This window comes from Shewanella surugensis (assembly GCF_023284005.1).
Lineage (GTDB): Bacteria > Pseudomonadota > Gammaproteobacteria > Enterobacterales > Shewanellaceae > Shewanella > Shewanella surugensis.
On record NZ_JAKIKS010000105.1, the window covers coordinates 1 to 20,757 of the forward strand.

A 20,757-nucleotide genomic window follows, 5' to 3' on the forward strand; every position below is an offset into this window, starting at 1 on the left:
GGTTCGAATCCTTCACGACCCACCACTTTTATGAGAATAGATTGAATTTATTCAGTTTAGATCTGAGAAGTGTACAAACGTGTGATGAACAAGATGGGTCGTTAGCTCAGTCGGTAGAGCAGTTGGCTTTTAACCAATTGGTCGAAGGTTCGAATCCTTCACGACCCACCACTTTTATGAGAGTAGATTGAATTTATTCAGTTTAGATCTGATAAATGTATAAATATGTGATGAACAAGATGGGTCGTTAGCTCAGTCGGTAGAGCAGTTGGCTTTTAACCAATTGGTCGAAGGTTCGAATCCTTCACGACCCACCACTTTCTATGAGAATAGATTGAATTTATTCAGTTTAGACCTGAGAAGTGTACAAACGTGTGACGAACAAGATGGGTCGTTAGCTCAGTCGCTTTTTTATAAAGCTAGGGCAGTTGGCTTTTAACTACTTTTGTTGGCTAAGAAGTTTAGGGTTAAAATCATTTACGAACTCAGCACTCTTTTTAAACGAGCTGATTTAAGTTTGATTAAAAATAGTTGGAATTAAGTTTTATTAGCAATACCTCGATGGGTCGTTAGCTCAGTCGGTAGAGCAGTTGGCTTTTAACCAATTGGTCGAAGGTTCGAATCCTTCACGACCCACCATTATTTTGGCTAAAAAGCCCAAGGTTAACATCTTTCACCAACTGAGCACTTTCTATTTTTCCTTTTTTATTCTTCTTCATATTATCTCATTTTAAAAGCCTCAAAAGCTATTTCGTTGCCGACTTATTGCATTTCTCTATCAATTTATTACATCGGCGTCTGAATCATTGCTGGATCTCTAAGTGTGAGACTACCCCTTAAAAAGTGACCGTGGATCCACTGTGATTTTAGTTATTCAAGCTGAATATGAAGATGAGAGGCATAGGAATAAAAAAGAGGTGAAAACACCTCTTGTATTTAATGACAACTTATAACAAGTTATTGTCTCTTACGTATTGTTCGAATTCAGTGCAGCCGCCAACATGTTCTTTATCGACAAAAATTTGTGGTACTGTTTCAACAGGTTTACCCACTGTTTTTTCAAGATCGGCTTTACTGATCCCTTCTGCGTGAATATCGATATAGTTAAATTTAAAGTCATCACGCTTTTCAACTAGTTGCTCTGATAGCTGAACGGCTCGAACACAGTACGGACAACCTGGGCGGCCAAAAATTACGACAAACATATTAGCTCCTTAGACATTATTCGCCACATTTATACCATAGGCCAGTGTCATTGCATAATGGCGATTGTACTTATTTATTCGAATAAAGTCTTATTATCGGTTTGATAGCGGCCTTGGTAATCGAAGAAGGTTTCAAGTAGATCCCAGTTTTTTTTATTTTTTTTCAGTAAGAGTAGATCTGGTTTTCTAAAATTATCGACTTGGTTAATGACATCGCTTGGCGTTGTGTATTTGGGGTGCTTCATTCCTGGGGTGCGAGTATGAGAATGAATGAAAATGGCATAAAGAGCACGAATTTGTGCAGGTGTTTGCATCTGAAAGTACTGAAAAAAGTCATTTCCATCGATATCAATATAACGGATAATCAATTTAGTTGAGTCACTTTCAAGTAGCATAGTTTGGCATTTGAAAAGGTGATGATGTTTTTGCTGCAACACTTCTTTGAGGCGCTTATCGGGATCGACTAAAGTGGATTGGCAATGCTGGCAAATCTTAGCCGCAATATCATTTTCTTCCCCACATTGTGGGCAGGATTTAGAGCGGAATCTAAAATCACATTGCACGGGTTTCCTGTTGCTTTCCTCTGTGATTAATCCCTGACAGCGACGACCAAAGTGTTCGATAATATCGCCGTCATCGTCGACTATTCCCCAGAAAATATTAGCAAATTGACAAACGGGACATAATACTTGTACGGGTTTGCTTTTACTATTGGGTTTCGTTTGCCCGACTTCAGGAAAATAAAGGTCGTAGCCATTAGCGGCATAATCGATAACGAGGCAGTCATTTTTATTTTCGCAGATCCTCAGTCCTCTGCCGACCATTTGTTGGAATAAGCTAACGGAGGCGGTTGGACGCATAATGGCGATGAGATCCACATGAGGGGCATCAAACCCGGTGGTGAGAACTGAAACGTTGACTAAGAATTTAATTTTTTTTGCTTTAAAGGCATTAATATAAGCATCTCGCTCATGGGGGATGGTGCTGCCAGTGATAAGTACGGCCGTTTCAGACGACAAGTGCGATATAATTTCTTCAGCATGCCTAACGGTGGCTGCAAAAATAATAATACCTTGGCGGCTTTTCCCCAGTTCGATCAGTTGTTTGGTGATCGCCGTTGTTGCACGTCCACAATGGCTGAGTAGGGTATTAACTTCAGTTTCTGAATATTCACCCATTAATGAAGGGGCTAATTGGCTAAAATCATATTGTGCTGATAAGCCGTCTAACATTTTTGGTTGACTGAGAAACCCCGATTTAATGAGCGGGCGTATGGGTAATTCAAAAATACATTTCTCGAAAATGGCTTTATCTGGATTACCGACTTTACCATGGTAATGATGGCGATATATCCAACCTAGCCCTAAACGGTAGGGGGTGGCTGTTAGACCGAGTAATCTCAATTTGGAATTATGCTTAGAGAGGTGTTGTAAAAGTTGTTGGTATTGACTGGTTTTGTCGCTACTGACACGATGGCATTCATCGATGATCACCAGAGAGTAGGCTTCACTAAACTGTTGTGGTTTTTTTACTGTAGATTGAATGCTAGCGACAACGGTTTTGGCTGCTGTTGATTTTTGTTTTAATCCTGCTGAATAAATACTGGGAGCTGTAGTCAGTAAGCCTACTTTTTCAGCATTTTGAGCAACGAGTTCTTTTACGTGAGTTAAAATAAGGACGCGACCTTTGGCAATTCTGGCCAATTCGGCAATGACAATGCTTTTACCTGCCCCCGTTGGTAGGACTATAACAGCAGAATCCGTTGTTTTTTTAAAGTGTGTGATGGCTGCATCGACAGATTGTTGTTGATAGTCTCTTAATTTCACGTGGAATGATCATGACTTTTATTTGCAACAAGAATAACAGTCATCGGCTGTTTTATCATAGATTTTTTACCTCTCTCGAATGGCTTTGTTCGAGAGAGGTGGTCCTAGAGAGCGTTATTTTCTTAGGTTACTTATTTAATCGCGTTACGATCAGGGCGTCAATCACACTGGGATCCGCGAGGGTAGAGGCATCGCCTAGTTGGGTAATTTCATTTGCAGCAATTTTCCGTAAGAATCGGCGCATGATTTTACCCGAGCGGGTTTTAGGGAGATCCGGTGCCCATTGGATCAGATCCGGAGAGGCAATGGAGCCAATTTCTTTACGTACCCATCGTATGAGCTCTTGCATTAATGGCTCATCTTCTTTTACCCCTGTATTGAGGGTCACATAGGCATAGATCCCTTGACCTTTGATGTCATGCGGATAACCAACAACAGCGGCTTCTGCAACATGAGGATGAGCCACCAAAGCACTTTCGATTTCAGCGGTGCCTAAACGATGGCCTGCGACATTGATGACATCATCGACGCGGCCTGTGATCCAATAGTAGCCATCTTCATCGCGTTTAGCGCCATCACCCGTACAATACATGCCATTGAAGGTTTTGAAGTAAGTTAGGATAAATCGGTCATGATCGCCATAGATGGTTCTCATTTGCCCTGGCCAAGAGTCTAAAATGACCAAGTTACCTTCACTTTTTCCTTCGAGTAAGGTGCCTTGATTATCGACTATGGCGGGTTGAACGCCAAAGAAGGGGCGAGTGGCGGAACCGGGCTTGGTTTCTGTTGCACCGGGTAAAGGTGTGATGAGTATGCCACCTGTTTCAGTTTGCCACCAAGTATCGACAATGGGGCAGGCTTGCTTACCTATAACCTCATGATACCAGCGCCATGCTTCAGGGTTAATGGGTTCTCCTACGGATCCTAAAATACGCAATGAACAGCCATCAAAGTGGGAAAATTTATCTTTGCCTTCTGCCATGATCGAGCGGATTAACGTTGGGGCTGTATATAAAGTCGTCACCTTGTGTCTGTCGATCATTTCACCGAGTCTTGAAGGACTGGGGTAATTGGGCACACCTTCATGCATTAAAATCGTTGCGCCATTGGCCAGTGGGCCATATACCATATAGGAATGGCCAGTGATCCAGCCGACGTCAGCAGTACACCAATAAATATCATCTTTTTTATAATCAAAGACATATTCATGGGTCATGGCGGCATAAACCATATAGCCCCCTGTGGTATGCAGTACGCCCTTAGGGCTGCCAGTGGAGCCGGAAGTATAGAGTAAAAAGAGAGGATCTTCAGCGGCCATTTCTTCAAAGGGGCAATGTTTCGAGGCCGTGGTAATCAGTGACTCCCACCAAATATCTCTGTCATTGACCCAATTAATGGGGCCCGCAGTATGTTTCATGACGATGACTTTCTCAACACATTGTACGTCAGGGTGTGCTAAGGCTTCATCAACATTGTTTTTTAAAGGGATCGTGCGTCCAGCTCTTACTCCTTCATCGGCAGTGATAACGACTTTTGATGCCCCATCTATGATCCGTGCGGCAATAGAGTCGGGAGAAAAACCGCCAAAAATAACCGAGTGAATGGCGCCTATTCTTGCGCAAGCGAGCATGGCCACAATGGTTTCTGGGATCATAGGCATGTAAATCGTCACCACATTTCCACGCCTTACGCCTTGACTCAATAAAGCGTTGGCAAATTGGCAGACTTGCTGATGCAATTGTGAATAAGTCAGGTTACGCTGTTTATTGGCATCGTCACCTTCCCAAATAATGGCGAGTTTGTGTTCGTCGTGTTGAAGGTGCCTATCGAGGCAATTTGCTGAAGCATTCAGTGTGCCGTCATAAAACCATTTGATGTAAAGATTATGAGCATCAAATGATGTTTTTTTTATCTGACTATACGGTTTTATCCAATCTATGCGTTTACCATGCTCTCGCCAAAAGCCGTTAGGATTGATAATCGACTCTTGGTACATTTTTTTATATTGAGCATCGGTAACAAGAGCATTATCGGCTATGGTACTTGGAATTTTGTAGAGAGATTGAGCTTTCATTTGAGTTCCCTATTAATGGACACAAGAGTGTTTAGGGTGAAGTAATGGAATGTATTGCCTAATACAAATTTTAAAATAGCATTAAATTTCAGCTTGAACCAGTTTAATAGCCCTCTTTATTGTTAATTTTTGGGCGCATTTGTTTTGTTTTTGTTTGTAAATGTTGAGTTGTATCGGGTTGAAATTAGTGAGTTTTAATTGGATAGAAGGACTTAAGTTAATTTGATAGCTGTCGATTTTTATTATATGTAGACTAATGCACAGGCATTACTTTTAGCGATTATATCCAGCGATTTAATTAGAAACGAGAGAGTTATGAAGTTCACCATTATTATCAGCGCGACGGCTATTTTATATGCTTTGACACTGTTCTTATTAGCCTGGGGAGCTGAACGTTGGTTTGTGAATATTACCAAACGTATGCAAGTGTGGATCTACGCGTTAAGTTTAGGTGTGTATTGTTCTTCGTGGAGTTTTTTGGGGACGGTTGGACAATCAGCTGAAGATCTTTGGTCTTTTCTTCCTGTCTTTGTGGCCCCGCTTTTCTTTTTCACTTTTGGTTTTGGATTGTTACGAAAAATAGTGGTGGTGACCAAAACGCATAATATCACTTCAGTTGCCGATTTCATTGCAGCGAGATATGGTAAATCTCAAGTGCTAGCCGCTATTGTGACCTTGATTGCGTTGTTTGCGATTATGCCTTATATCGTATTACAGTTGAAAGCGATGGTATTTGGTATGAGTTTGTTTCAGCAAGGGGAGGGCTTGTTTGAAACGGGAACTGAAGCGTTGGTCATTACCATTATTTTGGCTTTGTTTGCGATTTTATTTGGCACACAAAAACTGAACGCGACTGAACACAATCCTGGCATGATGTTAGCTATTGCTTTTGAATCGCTGGTGAAATTAGTCGCATTTTTGCTAATAGGGCTCATTATCACTTTTGATGTGTTTGATGGTGTGGGCGATATATGGCAAAACGCCGTTAATCGTGATGTGATCAGTCAAACAGATTTTAACTTCATGTCTCTATTACCGGAATTATTTGTTGGGATGGCTGCTTTCCTTTGTATGCCAAGGCAATTTCATGTGATGATGGTGGAATGTGGCAGTGAAAAAACACTGGTTAAGGCACGTTGGTTATTTCCTCTCTACTTAATTTTATTTGCTTTATTTGTGATCCCAATTGCGTTGGCGGGGAAGAGTATTTTAGGTGATGCTGTTTCACCCGATAGTTATGTGGTGAATTTACCTTTAGTGCTAGAGCATCCTTCGTTATCGATTATTGCTTTGCTGGGCACCATTTCAGCGGCAACGGGTATGGTTATTGTGGCGGTGGTCACCATCAGTGTCATGGTGAGTAATGAATGGGTGGTGCCCATTATGTTGCGAACAGAGCAAATTAAACAGAAAAACTTTAATCATTTTTCGGGCTTATTACTGAATGCGAGACGTTTGACGATTATTTTTATTTTAGGCATGGGATATGTTTGTTACCTTGCTTTGATGGATAGTAGGTCTTTAGCTGGATTGGGTATTCTATCGTTTGGTGCATTTGCCCAGTTGGCACCAGCATTAATAGGGGGGATGTACTGGAAACATGGTAATCGTGGGGGCGTTTTTGTCGGCTTAATAGTCGGTTTTAGTGTCTGGTTTGTTATTTTATTGCAAGAGGCCATTAGCACTATTGGCGAGCAGGTGTTGCATTTTGATCTTATGGCTGCGATTAGGCCCGATGCTACCGATATTTCATTTGCGCTTTTGGCTAATATTCTGGGTTATATTTTAGGTTCACTCTGGTGTAGAGCTGGGGTTGTGGAGCGTATGCAGGCCAGTGCTTTTGTGACACCAGGGGCGTTAAAAAGTCCTTCGACGAGTAAATCTACCTCTATAACCCATCAAGATTTATTAATGTTAGCCAGTCGTTTTATGAGTGCATCAGAGGCTTATGAGAGCTTTGCTCAGTTTTCTGCTGAAGCGGTCAGAAGTGATGCTCGGGACAAAGTGGCTGCCCCTGAGCTCGTGATGAAAACGGAACTTTTATTGGCCGGTATTTTGGGCGGTTCAAGTGCCGCATTGGTGATGGAATCCGTCGTACACGGTCGTGATTTAGCGATTGATGAAGTGTTTAATTTAGTGGGTGATGCGTCATCAAAAATTATGCTAAGCCAAGAAATGTTAAGAGGTGCAATAGAGCATGCTTATGAAGGTATGAGCGTTGTGGATAAAGATTTAAGCTTAGTTGCTTGGAATGATAAATATGTAAAACTGTATGATTATCCTGATGATTTTTTGCAAGCAGGAATGCCGATAGCACAAGTGATCCATTTTAATGCTGTCAGGGGATATTGCGGTGAAGGTAACGTTGAAGAGCAGGTATCTAAGCGAGTTAATTATATGCGACAAGGCTCACCACATGTGTCAGAAAGAGAACGTCAAGATGGCAGAGTCATAAAGGTGCAAGGTAATTCAATCCCCAATGGGGGTTTTGTCATGACCTTTACCGATATTACCCAATATCGAGAGCAGGCCAGAGCATTACAGGAAATGAATGAGACCCTAGAGACTCGAGTGACAGCACGAACCCATGAGCTGTCAGTGTTGAATAGTCAACTCTTTAAAGCGAAAGCAGAAGAAGAAAAAGCCAATGCTTCCAAGAGTCGGTTTTTAGCGGCGGTGGGTCATGATTTGATGCAACCGTTAAATGCCGCGAGATTGTTTACCGCCTCTTTATCGCAAGATCCTCAATTAAATAAAGACGGGAAAGAAACCTTATCTCATATTGGCAGTTCATTGAAAGCGGCTGGAGAGTTACTGGTTGATTTGTTGGATATCTCTAAGCTAGATTCAGGCACTATAGAAGTGAATCGTAAAGATTTTGTGATTAAAGGCTTACTTAGTGAGCTGGCAATCGAGTTTGAAGCCATGGCGGCAGATTGTGCGATTACCTTTAGCTATATACCGAGTTCAGCGACGGTGAATTCTGATCCCCATTTATTGCGCCGAGTATTACAAAACTTTTTGACGAACGCCTACCGATATGCCAAAGGTGGCCGAGTGATTTTAGGTTGCCGACAGCGTCACAATGCATTAGAAATTCAAGTCATCGATACCGGGTGTGGAATTGCTGATTCTGATTTGCATAATATTTTTAGAGAGTTTAAACGACTTAATAACCCTGAAACGAAACAAGTCAGCGGCTTAGGCTTAGGCTTAGCGATTGCTGATCGTATTAGTAGAGTGCTCAATCATAAGATCCATGTCGATTCTCAATTATCCGTTGGATCGCTTTTTTCTATCTGTATTCCTTTAGGTCTGCCGGTGGTTAAGCCTAGTGTTAGCGTTACTCCTTCGTTAATGCAGCCCTTAGCGGGTGTCAGAGTGTTGTGTATTGATAATGAAGAGACTATTTTAGCGGGATTAAAGAGTTTATTGACGCGTTGGCAATGTGATGTTATTTGTGCAATCTCTTTTGAAGAGGCTAAGCAACGATTGGATAGCATAGGCACAGCCCCAGATATCATCTTGTCTGATTATCACCTTGATGACGGCAAAAATGGGGTTGATGCAATGGATGGTATTCGCTCTCTTTATGGGGGGTCTATTCCTGGGATCTTAATTACGGCCAATACACAAAAGGATTTAATTGAAGATGTTCATCAGCGGGGGTATGAGTTTATGGCGAAAATGGTTAAGCCTGCTGCATTAAAAGTCTTGATGTCGAGCTTAATTAAATCACATTAGTTCATCTGAGTGTACTTGTTTAGCGTGCGTTAAATGGAAAATGTTAACGCACTCTCTATTGTCTTTTTGATATTTCATCGGGTTATGAAACATTTCAATTATTGATTCTTTGTTGTTGGGAGAACGCGCTAAAACCTTTTTTTGATTAGTTTAACATTTCACTGAGATAATTAACTAACATCCGTACTTTCGGCGATAGGTGACGATTATGTGGATAGATAGCCCAAATCCCGTCTGAATCTAAGTATTGATCTAAGATACTGATTAATTGTCTTTGTTCAATATGATGTACCACATAGTAATCGGGTAATTGGACGATACCGATCCCTTTTAACGCGGCATCGGTGAGTGCTTGGCCGCTATTGCAGCGTAAATTACCTTTGACCCGAATGCTGCGTCTTTTGCCGTGGTCTTGAAATTGCCAATAGTCTTTTGTGCCGAGCAAGCAGTTATGTCGTTCAAGTTCTGCTAGAGCAGTGGGTAAGCCATGTTGACTGATATATTCAGGAGAAGCGCAGACATGGAGTTTACGGGATGATAATTGCTTGGCCATCATGCTGGAATCTTCTAAATGACCTAACCGTATGCCTAAGTCGAAGCCTTCATCGACGAGATCTAATGGTTTATTCGATAATTGAAGCTGGACATTGAGATCAGGATAGCGGGCGATGAAATCATTGACCAACGGTGCGATTGTTCGTTCACCATAAGTATTGGGCGCGGTGAGTTTTAAATAGCCTCTTGGCGTCGCTTGTAGATTGGTGATTGCGCGCTCTGCTTCGTCTAAGCCATCCAGTACCTGACGACAATGTTGATAATAAATTTTGCCCACTTCAGTGACAGATACTTTTCGAGTCGTGCGATAGAAAAGCTTAGAGGCGAGCCTTGTCTCTAATGCGCTGACTTGTCTACTGACCTGAGCGGTTGAAATACTCAGACGTTTAGCGGCGAGTGTAAAACTCTCGGTTTCAGCTACAGCAACAAATTCACTGATTCCCTCCCAATTTAACATGAGTATCCCCTAATGATAATAAGAGTAAACGACGTGAGATTATTACTGATTTAAGATAAAACTCAAGTGTCATTGATGAATAAGCTGGTGTGTTGCTCATGCTATTCAATGGGTATTATCGATGCTATCAACAGATAATGTGCTTTACCTTACAGTAACATTACCATTGTTACTATATGGTAAAAGTCATTTTCAATTTATGATGATTATCATTATTGTTGTAATGAATATAATCATCTCAATGAAAATCGTGACAGATAGATAAGTTACTGATAATTAACCACCATATATTAGGATAGGATATGACGGCAAAGACGATAAAATCTAACGCAGCAGTGGCTTGGGAAGTCGGAAAGCCCTTGTCAATGGAAGTGGTTGATGTAATGCCACCACAAGCGGGTGAAGTACGCATTAAAATTATTGCTTCAGGTGTCTGTCACACCGATGCTTTTACGTTATCGGGAGAGGATCCTGAAGGTATTTTTCCTTGTATTCTTGGCCATGAGGGTGGGGGGATTGTTGAGTCCGTTGGGGAAGGGGTCACCAGTGTGAGTGTGGGTGATCATGTAATCCCACTTTATACGCCCGAATGTGGTGAATGTAAGTTTTGCCTTTCGGGGAAAACCAATCTTTGTCAAAAAATTCGTGAAACACAAGGAAAGGGACTCATGCCTGATGGCACGAGCCGTTTTTATAAAGATGGTGAGCCCATTTTTCATTATATGGGCTGTTCTACGTTTTCTGAATATACCGTACTGCCTGAAATTTCATTGGCTAAAGTGAACCCTGAAGCCCCCCTTAAAGAAGTGTGTCTTTTAGGCTGTGGGGTGACGACCGGTATGGGGGCCGTATTGAATACTGCCAAGGTTGAAGTGGGCGCGACAGTGGCTATCTTTGGGCTTGGAGGTATTGGGCTGTCGGCTATTATTGGCGCAACAATGGCCGGAGCCAGTCGTATTATTGCCATTGATATTAATGAAAGTAAGTTTGAATTAGCCAGAAAGTTAGGCGCAACAGATTGCATTAATCCCAAGAACTTCGATCAACCGATAGCGCAACTTGTTACTGAGATGACTGATGGTGGGGTTGATTACTCTTTTGAATGTATTGGTAATGTGGATGTGATGCGCTCAGCATTGGAGTGCTGCCATAAAGGTTGGGGCGAATCTATTGTCATTGGGGTTGCAGGAGCAGGTAAGGAGATCAGTACTCGACCTTTTCAATTAGTTACTGGCCGCGTGTGGAAAGGCTCTGCATTTGGCGGTGTGAAAGGACGCTCTGAATTACCAAAGATTGTTGAACGTTATCTAAAAGGCGCATTTCAATTAGATGATTTTATTACTCATACTATGCCATTAGAAGACATTAATCAGGCGTTTGATTTAATGCATCAAGGTAAGAGTATTCGTAGTGTTATTCACTTTTAATCAGGGAGTGAAACAATGAATGACATTATGCGATTGACTCAGGTAAGTAACAATAAGGTGTTTGATGGATTACATCAGCAATATCAACATTTTTCATCCACTTTAGATTGCCAAATGCAATTTGCAGTTTTTTTGCCTCCTCAGGCGGAAGTTAAACCCGTTCCGGTTGTGTATTGGCTGTCGGGGTTAACTTGCAGTGATGAAAATTTTATGCAAAAAGCTGGCGCATTGCGTATGGCTGCTAAATTAGGTATCGCTATTGTGACAATGGATACCAGCCCCCGGGGAGAAGGTGTCGCTGATGTAGAAGATGGAGCCTATGATTTAGGTTTAGGTGCTGGTTTTTATCTTAATGCCACCCAAGCGCCTTGGGTGGCACATTATCAAATGTATGATTATGTTGTGAAGGAACTGCCTGAATTAATAGAGGCTCATTTTCCTGTTAATGATCAAAGAGCTATTTCTGGTCATTCAATGGGCGGGCATGGGGCGTTGGTCATTGGACTAACAAATTGTGAGCGTTATTCTTCTATATCTGCTTTTAGTCCCATTTGTCATCCTATGTCGTCTCCTTGGGGGCAAAAAGCCTTTACTCAATATTTAGGCGATGGGGTTAAGAAGTGGCAACAATATGATGCATCGCTATTGTTGGCCAATACGGAAGCATTGATCCCAATATTGATTGATCAAGGTGATGATGATCCTTTTTTAGACATGGAATTAAAGCCGGAAAGTTTACTCAAAGCCATAGAGACCCGAGATTATCCTTTAATATTAAGAATGCAGTCGGGATATGACCATAGTTATTATTTTATTGCCACTTTCATCGAAGAGCATTTAGGGTTTCACGCTAAACATTTCTAATGAGCTTTAGTATAATAAAAGTTAAATTCCATATAAAAAAGCCCTAAAGGGCTTTTTATATGGAATGTGGGTTGAGCCTAGCCGACAAGGCTATTTTTATTATAATGGGCCTTTTGTCATTTCAAGTTGCTTTAATGAAATGACCGCTTGGGTGCGATTTCGCACGCCTAGCTTTTTAAAAATCGCAGTAGCATGTGCTTTAATGGTTGCTTCAGAAACGGCTAAGTCATAAGCGATTTGCTTGTTGAGCAACCCTTCAGCAAACATTTGCAGTACTTTATATTGTTGAGGTGTTAAGGTTTTTAATTTACAAGCCATCTGGTTGATATCATCATTAATGATTTCTTGTAACTCAACACCTTCAGGTAACCAAAAGTCGCCTAATAATACACTCGATATGGCGTTTGATAAGCTGTCCATTGAAGCTGATTTTGGAATAAAACCTGAGCTGCCATAATGCATCGCTCGGCTGATGGTGTTGTTGTCTTCATAAGCTGAAATGACAACCACAGGAATACTCGGATAATGCGCCCTTAAATGAATTAAGGTTGAGTAGCCATTAGAACCAGGCATTTGTAGATCCAATAATATAAGATCAGGATCCAATTCGGGATTATCCAGTGATGTTTGTAATGCATCAGCACTATCGGCTTCATACCAAAGCGTATGAGTAAAAACATTGGTTAATGCTTGCCTAAGCGCATTTCTAAATAAAGGATGATCATCCGCGATAATAATAGTTAATTTTTCAGATTTCATGAATTTATCTAATTTTAAGTTGTGGCGCGGGAATAAGTTTAATGTAACAGATTATATATTAAGTATTCTATCGATTTTATTCCGATTTACCAATAAAGTACTTATTTAATCAAAAAACAATCACCTTTAGTCTTTTTTGGTTATATTATAGAGGGTTGTAGGTGCTTATGTTGAAAAACGCCTATTAATTAGTAAAGCCATTTTATTGTTTTACTATTGTATGTTTTTAGTTTTAATATACTCCTGCATGTTTTAAGTATAGCCTTTATGTTTTTATTGTGTTGCGTTTTAGTTTGTTTTATATTTAATTTATGGGTAAGTAATCAGTCATTTTACTCACTCATTATTTATATATTTATTCACCTTGTTGTAATAATGGGTTTGTTGTGTGAAGTTGTTTTAATGTTATTGATCGTTCTATATAAAAACAATTAACAACAAGAACGAATAATGGTGCATAGAGATTGTTTTATATTTACATCAGCAGAGGCTAATGTATTTTGCCGCTAAATTTGATTAAAGTGTCATTTAGTACTCAGGATTTATTTCATCGAACCATTTTCAAAAAAATTCTTTTATAAGAACCCTCTGATATTTAAATCAACGAGTTCATATATTCTATTATGTTAATATTCTAAAGTGACTGGAGATACTTAGCGGTGATGTTCCCATACTTGAGTGGGTTGTCTGTCTTCATCAATAGCTACAAAGGTGAATGCGCCTTTTATGGCATGCTCTCTTAAGTCTTCATACATATCTTCCACAAAGATATTGACCTCCACTTTGATTGAGGTATTGCCGACATCGATTACTCTTGCGACTATTTCAGCTAATGTGCCCGCGGGAATTGATTTTTTAAAATCAATTTTATCTGAGCTTACAGTGACTAAGGTTTTACGGCAAAATCGGGTCGCCGCGATGAAAGCCGTTTCATCCATCCATGATAAAGCTTCACCACCAAAGAGGGTATTATGATGATTGGTTAATGAAGGGAAAACGACTTTAATGACGCGAGCTTCAGATTGTTCAATTCGAAGCGCCATGGTTTTGGATATTGTTGTGGACTGACTGGCAAAGGGCATACTACAACCTAAGGTTATGCGGCTAAAATTCGGTCGAGATTATAATGATATTGATTGGGGAATAACAGAAATAAAACGACTGTTTAATTTTTGGATATTTATTGAAGCCATTAATGGTATTGCTTATTACGGAGCAGGGGAGAATCAAGGCTTCTGAAGAAGCCTTGATGAATTAAAATGAATTTATTTTTTGTGTTTGGCCAAGTATGCGCGTCGGTCACGAGATGCTTGTGCTAAGTCGCTTAACAGTGTTTCTGAGTCTTCCCAGTGTAAGCAGGCATCGGTAATACTTTTGCCATATTCTAGAGGCTGATCGGCAACCACCTTCTGGCTGCCTTCAAGCATAAAACTTTCAGCCATGATACCGGCAATAGCGGTAGACCCTTGTCGCATTTGCTCCATGATATCATTGGCAACATTGAGTTGTTGTTTATGTTGTTTTTGGCTATTTCCATGGCTAAAATCGACCACCATACGGGGAGTGACGCCCAAAGTGGTTAATTGCTGACTCGCTTTAGCGATATCTTCGGCCTTATAGTTAGGCTGTTTACCGCCGCGAAGAATAATGTGTCCATAGGGGTTTCCATGGGTGCGATAGACGGCCATTGCGCCATCTTTATCAGGCGAATAGAAGATGTGGGGCACCTGAGCTGCTCGTACAGCATCGACAGCAATATTGATATTACCATCGGTACCATTTTTAAAGCCGACGGGACAAGAAAGAGCGGATGCCATTTCTCTGTGTATTTGACTTTCAGTCGTGCGAGCGCCTATGGCTCCCCAAGTAATGAGATCAGCAATATATTGACCATTCACCATATCTAAAAATTCGGTGGCGATGGGCAATTTGAGTTCTGTTATTTGCTGTAATAACTGTCTTGCCATACGTAGCCCTTTATTGGGGCTAAAGCTGCCATCGAGATCAGGATCGGAAATAAGGCCTTTCCAGCCCACAATGGTGCGCGGCTTTTCAAAATAGACGCGCATAACAATACAAAGATCATCTTTTAAGCTTTGATGTAATGCAGCAAGGCGCTCGGCATATTCTAAAGCGGCTTTAGTGTCATGAATTGAGCAAGGACCGATAATCACCAGTAAGCGTTGATCTTCACCACTGATAATGGCCTCGACTTCACGTCTTTGTTCGACAAGATAATCCGCCGCTTGTTGCGTTAATGGATACTCAGAAGCTAATTGAGCAGGTGAAATGACCTTACATAAAAGGGAGGTGCGTAGTTCGTCTGTTTTGATGGTCATGCATTATACCGCGTGTTATATGGACTGACTTTCATTGGGCTGATTATACCCAATTGTTTACCATTCTGCAGTGTCTATTGTCATAGCTTGCTTATTTTGAAATAATTTTTAATTATATCAGTTGCATTCGTATATTTGGTTTGATGAGTCTTTATACATATTGATAGATAACTTGTCGCTTTTCATTGCTCATACTAGGATGATTATCTTGCTCTCTTACTTTCCAAAATAGATCGATTTTTTGGTAAGGACTGGCTGTTGCTAGCATTAGAACAGTGATTTTCTAATGAGCCTAACATGATCATAAGCTGGAGATGCCGACCATTTTATTAATGTGTCGATTGCTTGTTTCATTCCTCAATACGATTCAAATGATCATATCACTAAGGTCGCTAATGTTTCTTTAACTTGAACAGTGTAATGATTACAAAAATATTTTTTCATTGATCCGTTAAATATTCAATCAAGACATTCACTGTCAACAAGCTGAAAGGTTTCTTATGTCAATTTAAGCCAGCCGGTTTTTGTATTGCTTACTGGCTTGGGTATTTAAATCTGTTCAAGTTATCAGCTCATTTAAGTGATTAATTTATGCTGTTAATGAGAAGGTCTCATTAAAACATATGCCGTTTAAGCCCAGTGACCTCAAGAATTTTTGTGGCGATCTCTTCAACTGAATGGTTGGTGGTATCGACAAAAGGAATACGTTCTTTGCGATACATCATTTCGACTTCTTTGACTTCCATACGGCACTGTCTTAACGAAGAGTAACGACTGTCCCTCATTCTGCTTTGGCGAATTTCATGCAATCTGTCGGGGTTAATGGTTAAGCCAAATAATTTTGATTTATTGCGCTTTAAAGCAGCATGTAAGGTTAAATTATCCATATCATCTTCAGTAAAAGGATAATTGGCGGCCTTGATCCCAAACTGCATTGACAAATAAAGGCTCGATGGCGTTTTTCCGCAACGAGAAACGCCGAGTAAAATTAAGTCGGCTTCATCCATGTGTTTCATGGTTTGGCCGTCATCATTATCCATTGCATAGTTAATGGCTTCGATGCGTGTTTCGTAGCTTTCATTGGCTTTACCATGCGTACGATGAAGCGCAGGGACGGCGCACATGCCTAATTGTTGTTCTAATGGAGCAACAAAAGTATTTAAAAAATCGTAATCGAGTCCTTCACTGCTGTAAATAATGTCTCTAATTTCTGGTTTTACGATGGAATGGAACACGATAGGTCTTTCACCTGTTGTAATAAAACAATCATTTATTTGTTGCTTGACTTCTGTTGCTTTTTTTTGTGTTTCGACGAAAGGAATAGTAAGTGCATCAAACTCAACTGGAAATTGAGATAATACTGCGTGTCCAAAGACCTCGGCAGTGATAGCTGTTCCGTCCGAAATGTAGAATACTTTTCTCAATTTGTTGGCCTCATGTAGTAATAAAATTACAAATAAAATTATAGATTTACGCTGCTTGCCGTGGAGTGTAAAATGCTCCAGCCCTCATGTGAAGGGGCCACACTGAAATAAACTTGCGGAGATAGAACTGTGCAGCAATACGTACTCTGGTATCAAGAATTAAGTATGGGTGACGTCAACAAGGTTGGCGGTAAGAACGCGTCACTAGGTGAAATGATCAGCAACTTAGCAAACGCTGGAGTTCAAGTACCAGGCGGTTTTGCTACGACTTCCTTTGCGTTTAATGAATTTCTCGAGCAAAGCGGACTCAACCAGAAAATTTATGATTTACTAGAAACACTTGATGTAGATGATGTGAACGCACTCGCTACAGCTGGTGCACAGATCAGACAGTGGATAATCGATACCCCTTTTCATGCAGCATTTGAACAAGTGGTTCGTGAGTCTTACGATGCATTATCAGCAGAAACCAGTGAAGCTTCTTTTGCGGTTCGTTCTTCAGCGACCGCTGAAGATATGCCCGATGCTTCTTTTGCTGGCCAACAAGAAACGTTTCTTAATGTTAAAGGCTATGAGTCGGTTCTCATTGCCATTAAACATGTCTTTGCCTCTTTGTTTAATGATCGCGCGATTTCATATCGTGTTCACCAAGGTTATGATCATAAAGGTGTCGCTTTATCTGCTGGCATACAACGTATGGTCCGCTCAGATAAAGCCGCATCGGGTGTGATGTTCACCATGGATACGGAATCAGGGAATGAGGATGTTGTTTTTGTGACATCGTCTTTTGGTTTGGGTGAGATGGTTGTGCAAGGGGCGGTAAACCCCGATGAGTTTTATGTGCACAAGCCCAGTTTGACGGCTGGATATCAGTCTGTTGTTCGTCGCAATATTGGCAGTAAATTAATTCAAATGGTTTACGCTGAGTCTGTTGAACACGGCAAACAAGTAAAAATTGAAGATGTTGATGCACAAAAACGTCGTGAATTTTCAATTAACGACGATGAAGTGATGGAATTGGCTAAACAAGCCATTATCATTGAAAAGCATTACGGTCGCGCCATGGATATTGAATGGGCAAAAGACGGTAATGATGGCAAGCTTTATATTGTACAGGCTCGTCCTGAAACGGTTCGCTCTCGTGAAGATGTGCAACTTATTGAACGTTATCATTTAAAAACTAAGGGTAACTTAGTCTCTGAAGGCCGTTCCATTGGACATAAAATCGGTAGCGGTGTGGCTAAAGTCCTTGCTTCGATTGATGACATGGATCAAATTCAGCCTGGTGATGTATTAGTGACTGACATGACTGATCCTGATTGGGAGCCTATCATGAAGCGCGCAAGTGCGATTGTGACTAATCGTGGTGGTCGAACATGTCATGCCGCCATTATTGCGCGTGAGTTAGGTGTTCCTGCGGTGGTAGGTTGTGGTGATGTGACTGCGCAAATTAAAAATGGTCAAGCCGTTACAGTCTCCTGTGCTGAAGGCGATACTGGTTTCATTTATGACGGTATCCAAGAGTTCGATGTGATTTCCTCTCGCGTCGATGCCATGCCTGATTTGCCCATGAAAATTATGATGAATGTGGGTAACCCTGATAGAGCGTTTGATTTTGCTCGTCTGCCTAATGAAGGTGTGGGGCTAGCGCGTCTTGAGTTTATCATTAATCGAATGATCGGCATTCACCCAAAAGCACTGCTTGATTTTAATCAGCAAGATGCTGAGCTGCAAGCTGAGATCCATGAGATGATTGCGGGTTACTCGTCTCCGGTTGAGTTTTATATCGCCCGTCTTGTGGAAGGTATTGCGACGATTGGGTCGGCTTTCCATCCTAAGAAAGTCATTGTTCGTATGTCGGACTTCAAATCGAACGAATATGCGAGTTTAGTGGGTGGCGATCGTTACGAGCCAGAAGAAGAAAACCCCATGTTAGGTTTTAGAGGGGCGAGTCGTTATATTTCAGAGTCGTTCCGTGATTGTTTTGCATTAGAATGTGAAGCGATTAAACGCGTGCGTAATGACATGGGCTTAACCAATGTTGAGATCATGATCCCCTTCGTTCGTACGGTTGATGAAGCGGCGCAAGTGATCGAATTACTCAAAGAAGAGGGATTGGAACGGGGTAAAGATGGACTGCGCGTCATTATGATGTGTGAGCTACCGTCAAATGCGTTACTGGCTGAACAATTTCTTGAGCATTTTGATGGTTTCTCGATTGGATCAAACGATCTCACTCAGTTAACTCTAGGGCTTGATCGCGACTCAGGCATCATTAGTCATTTGTTTGATGAACGAAATGATGCTGTAAAAGCGCTTTTATCTTTAGCGATTAAAGCAGCGAAAGCAAAAGGGGCTTATATCGGGATCTGTGGACAAGGACCATCTGATCATGCTGACTTTGCGGCTTGGTTAGTGGAGCAAGGCATTGATACCGTCTCTTTAAACCCCGATACTGTGATTGATACTTGGCTGTACTTAGGTAAAGAGCATGGTAAGGATCAGGCATAAAGATCTTGCCAACATATCAGCAATTGGACATAGATAGTTGTTAGCTTGCCGTTTCGTTTTAGCCTAATGGCGAATAGGGCGTGGAACAGTTAACTGTTAATCTTTTTGTATAAAAAGCCGCATATTGCGGCTTTTTTTGTTCTCTAAAAATGAGGGTGATTTTGATAAGACGAGGGAATTGAAAACAATGTTGATAAGCGACGTCAAAAAATGAATATGCCACCTTTGGCTGAAGATTTAGCATTGCTGGAAGAAGTCTATTTCAACAGATAAGTTGTATTTGTTCTGGCTTGATTTTACAGCCACTCATTTTTAATCGATTGTTGTCCTTGTTATTTGATATGTTCTTATTTAACGCGCGTAGCGAAGTTGAGCTAAAGGCGAGATAACTTACTGCGGGGATTTTTATTAGCTTTTACTGGAAATAACATTGAGTAGGACTTGTTTTTTTTCTTTTTCCATAATGGCCAATGCCCTTGCTAATGCTGCGGGCAGCGCTGCTGGATCTTCTATTTTTTCACCATAACCCCCAGCGGCCTGACAAACTTCTTCATAGGCAGGAGAGGGGGAGAGCTCACATAAGGGGACTTTGTTATTGTTATTGGCTGTATCTGTGTTTGAAAAAGCTCGGCTGGCCATACGTGTTCGATCCCAAGCTGAGTTGTTTAATACAATAAAGAGTACCGGGAGATCATGCATGGCTGACATATGATGGGTAGCAACAGGTACGCCAAATGTATAAGTACCATCCCCTATGATGCAGGTGACGCGCCTATCAGGCGCTGCAAGCTTGGCACCTAACGCAGCGCCTAATGACCAGCCGAGTCCGCCAGAGCTCGCGTGGTTAAAATAAGTGCCGGCTTGGGTAAAGCAGATTTGGGTGAGATCTAAGATAAACTCTGTTATCACTATATCTGTGGGTTGTAATACTTGAGATAGACAGTGCGCTGCCCAAATCGGACTAATAGGTACAAGGTGTTGGCTCTTTTGGCCAGGGCGGGAGCATACTTTGTCGGATAATTAACCAAAGAAAACTTTTGCCCTGTAATCATCGTCCCAACTCGCCTTTTTTAGCTTATTTCGCTGCGCAATCGCATTGCTTGAACATGTTTAATACAAATCTTCTGAATAGCGCCATATTTTCAACGGCACCTTCAAGCATTATCCGGCTGTCATCTTCCTTGAAAACCACGTCAAGAATGTAATGTTGGTTATTCTCGATCCGCCAATGCTGCCGAATATAGTGCCCTAGTAATTTGTGGCGTGGTGAGATTGAACTCACGTAATACGATGTCTCAATCGATCTCTTTCCTTTCATTGAACGATGGCGTTCAACCGCGATAATGCTGCGGATTGTGGGCCACCGCTCAGCCAAATTAGGTGTGAATTTTGGCTTTAACTGAAATACATAGCGCTCTTCCTTTCGGCCGTGTGCATCCTGCTTAACCTCAGTAACGATACGCTCTTTACCTGCATCAAACATCGTTTGAAACTGGGATTTTACGGCATCGAATAACTTGGGTTGATTCCCTTTCACTTGGACTACGACATGTGCCTTTTCCTCTCTGATTT

Annotated in this window: 14 protein-coding genes, 3 tRNA genes and 1 pseudogene; 8 read left to right on the forward strand and 10 right to left on the reverse strand. The window is 41.3% G+C overall.

Annotation, left to right across the window (positions count from 1 at the left end):
- The first annotated feature begins 95 nt into the window (after positions 1-95).
- The 3 genes from L2764_RS20230 to L2764_RS20240 all read left to right on the forward strand — a co-directional run bounded on the left by L2764_RS20230 (position 96) and on the right by L2764_RS20240 (position 639).
- Positions 96-171 (forward strand) — tRNA-Lys (locus L2764_RS20230).
- A 70-nt stretch (positions 172-241) separates the two neighbouring features.
- A tRNA-Lys gene (locus L2764_RS20235) sits at positions 242-317 on the forward strand.
- Between the two features lie 246 nt (positions 318-563).
- Positions 564-639: transfer RNA gene (locus L2764_RS20240), tRNA-Lys, on the forward strand.
- A gap of 308 nt (positions 640-947) precedes the next feature.
- Here L2764_RS20240 and L2764_RS20245 read toward each other — a convergent pair.
- The 3 genes from L2764_RS20245 to acs all read right to left on the reverse strand — a co-directional run bounded on the left by L2764_RS20245 (position 948) and on the right by acs (position 5,105).
- Positions 948-1,205: a GrxA family glutaredoxin gene (locus tag L2764_RS20245; RefSeq protein WP_248942164.1), complete on the reverse strand. Its 258-nt coding sequence runs from the start codon at positions 1,203-1,205 to the stop codon at positions 948-950.
- Positions 1,206-1,279: 74 nt separating this feature from the next.
- Positions 1,280-3,031, reverse strand: a complete 1,752-nt coding sequence (gene radD / locus L2764_RS20250) for a DNA repair helicase RadD (RefSeq protein WP_248942165.1) — start codon at positions 3,029-3,031, stop codon at positions 1,280-1,282.
- 127 nt (positions 3,032-3,158) lie between these two features.
- Positions 3,159-5,105 (reverse strand): acetate--CoA ligase, encoded by a 1,947-nt coding sequence (acs, locus tag L2764_RS20255; RefSeq protein ID WP_248942166.1) that lies wholly within the window; start codon positions 5,103-5,105, stop codon positions 3,159-3,161.
- 315 nt (positions 5,106-5,420) lie between these two features.
- On the opposite strand from acs, the gene L2764_RS20260 reads away from it, so the two are divergent.
- A complete protein-coding gene (locus tag L2764_RS20260; RefSeq protein WP_248942167.1) occupies positions 5,421-8,849 on the forward strand; it encodes a hybrid sensor histidine kinase/response regulator in 3,429 nt (1,142 codons plus the stop codon).
- A 145-nt stretch (positions 8,850-8,994) separates the two neighbouring features.
- Here the strand turns inward: L2764_RS20260 and L2764_RS20265 are convergent, their stop codons facing one another.
- Entirely contained in the window at positions 8,995-9,861 is an 867-nt protein-coding gene (locus L2764_RS20265; RefSeq protein ID WP_248942168.1) for a LysR substrate-binding domain-containing protein, read from the reverse strand.
- Between the two features lie 302 nt (positions 9,862-10,163).
- On the opposite strand from L2764_RS20265, the gene L2764_RS20270 reads away from it, so the two are divergent.
- Entirely contained in the window at positions 10,164-11,288 is a 1,125-nt protein-coding gene (locus tag L2764_RS20270) for an S-(hydroxymethyl)glutathione dehydrogenase/class III alcohol dehydrogenase (RefSeq protein WP_248942169.1), read from the forward strand.
- Between the two features lie 27 nt (positions 11,289-11,315).
- Positions 11,316-12,152 carry an S-formylglutathione hydrolase gene (fghA, locus tag L2764_RS20275; RefSeq protein ID WP_248942177.1) on the forward strand — a complete coding sequence of 279 codons (837 nt, stop codon included), beginning with the start codon at positions 11,316-11,318 and terminating at the stop codon, positions 12,150-12,152.
- Between the two features lie 99 nt (positions 12,153-12,251).
- Here the strand turns inward: fghA and L2764_RS20280 are convergent, their stop codons facing one another.
- Together L2764_RS20280 and L2764_RS20285 are read right to left on the reverse strand one after the other, a co-directional pair.
- Positions 12,252-12,911 carry a response regulator transcription factor gene (locus tag L2764_RS20280; RefSeq protein WP_248942170.1) on the reverse strand — a complete coding sequence of 220 codons (660 nt, stop codon included), beginning with the start codon at positions 12,909-12,911 and terminating at the stop codon, positions 12,252-12,254.
- Between the two features lie 653 nt (positions 12,912-13,564).
- Positions 13,565-13,993, reverse strand: a complete 429-nt coding sequence (locus tag L2764_RS20285; RefSeq protein ID WP_248942171.1) for an acyl-CoA thioesterase — start codon at positions 13,991-13,993, stop codon at positions 13,565-13,567.
- 16 nt (positions 13,994-14,009) lie between these two features.
- On the opposite strand from L2764_RS20285, the gene L2764_RS20290 reads away from it, so the two are divergent.
- A complete protein-coding gene (locus L2764_RS20290; protein ID WP_248942172.1) occupies positions 14,010-14,150 on the forward strand; it encodes a hypothetical protein in 141 nt (46 codons plus the stop codon).
- Between the two features lie 26 nt (positions 14,151-14,176).
- Here the strand turns inward: L2764_RS20290 and L2764_RS20295 are convergent, their stop codons facing one another.
- Together L2764_RS20295 and ppsR are read right to left on the reverse strand one after the other, a co-directional pair.
- Positions 14,177-15,250 carry a 3-deoxy-7-phosphoheptulonate synthase gene (locus tag L2764_RS20295; RefSeq protein WP_248942173.1) on the reverse strand — a complete coding sequence of 358 codons (1,074 nt, stop codon included), beginning with the start codon at positions 15,248-15,250 and terminating at the stop codon, positions 14,177-14,179.
- A 614-nt stretch (positions 15,251-15,864) separates the two neighbouring features.
- Entirely contained in the window at positions 15,865-16,674 is an 810-nt protein-coding gene (gene ppsR / locus L2764_RS20300) for a posphoenolpyruvate synthetase regulatory kinase/phosphorylase PpsR (protein ID WP_248942174.1), read from the reverse strand.
- A 129-nt stretch (positions 16,675-16,803) separates the two neighbouring features.
- Here ppsR and ppsA point away from each other — a divergent pair, with 129 nt between their 5' ends.
- The gene (gene ppsA, locus L2764_RS20305) at positions 16,804-19,185 is read left to right on the forward strand and encodes a phosphoenolpyruvate synthase (protein ID WP_248942175.1); all 2,382 of its coding nucleotides are present in this window, start codon (positions 16,804-16,806) and stop codon (positions 19,183-19,185) included.
- Between the two features lie 408 nt (positions 19,186-19,593).
- Here the strand turns inward: ppsA and L2764_RS20310 are convergent, their stop codons facing one another.
- Both L2764_RS20310 and L2764_RS20315 read right to left on the reverse strand, forming a co-directional pair.
- Positions 19,594-20,094: a thiamine pyrophosphate-dependent enzyme gene (locus tag L2764_RS20310; RefSeq protein ID WP_248942176.1), complete on the reverse strand. Its 501-nt coding sequence runs from the start codon at positions 20,092-20,094 to the stop codon at positions 19,594-19,596.
- Positions 20,095-20,205: 111 nt separating this feature from the next.
- Positions 20,206-20,757 (reverse strand): annotated as a pseudogene (locus L2764_RS20315) (ISAs1 family transposase); the annotation flags it as partial.

Coding starts and splice junctions, on each gene's coding strand:
- L2764_RS20245 (WP_248942164.1), bottom strand. CDS start 1,205: ATGTTTGTCGTAATTTTTGGCCGCCCAGGTTGTCCGTACTGTGTTCGA.
- acs (WP_248942166.1), bottom strand. CDS start 5,105: ATGAAAGCTCAATCTCTCTACAAAATTCCAAGTACCATAGCCGATAAT.
- L2764_RS20260 (WP_248942167.1), top strand. CDS start 5,421: ATGAAGTTCACCATTATTATCAGCGCGACGGCTATTTTATATGCTTTG.
- L2764_RS20265 (WP_248942168.1), bottom strand. CDS start 9,861: ATGTTAAATTGGGAGGGAATCAGTGAATTTGTTGCTGTAGCTGAAACC.
- L2764_RS20270 (WP_248942169.1), top strand. CDS start 10,164: ATGACGGCAAAGACGATAAAATCTAACGCAGCAGTGGCTTGGGAAGTC.
- fghA (WP_248942177.1), top strand. CDS start 11,316: ATGCGATTGACTCAGGTAAGTAACAATAAGGTGTTTGATGGATTACAT.
- L2764_RS20280 (WP_248942170.1), bottom strand. CDS start 12,911: ATGAAATCTGAAAAATTAACTATTATTATCGCGGATGATCATCCTTTA.
- L2764_RS20285 (WP_248942171.1), bottom strand. CDS start 13,993: ATGCCCTTTGCCAGTCAGTCCACAACAATATCCAAAACCATGGCGCTT.
- L2764_RS20290 (WP_248942172.1), top strand. CDS start 14,010: ATGCGGCTAAAATTCGGTCGAGATTATAATGATATTGATTGGGGAATA.
- L2764_RS20295 (WP_248942173.1), bottom strand. CDS start 15,250: ATGACCATCAAAACAGACGAACTACGCACCTCCCTTTTATGTAAGGTC.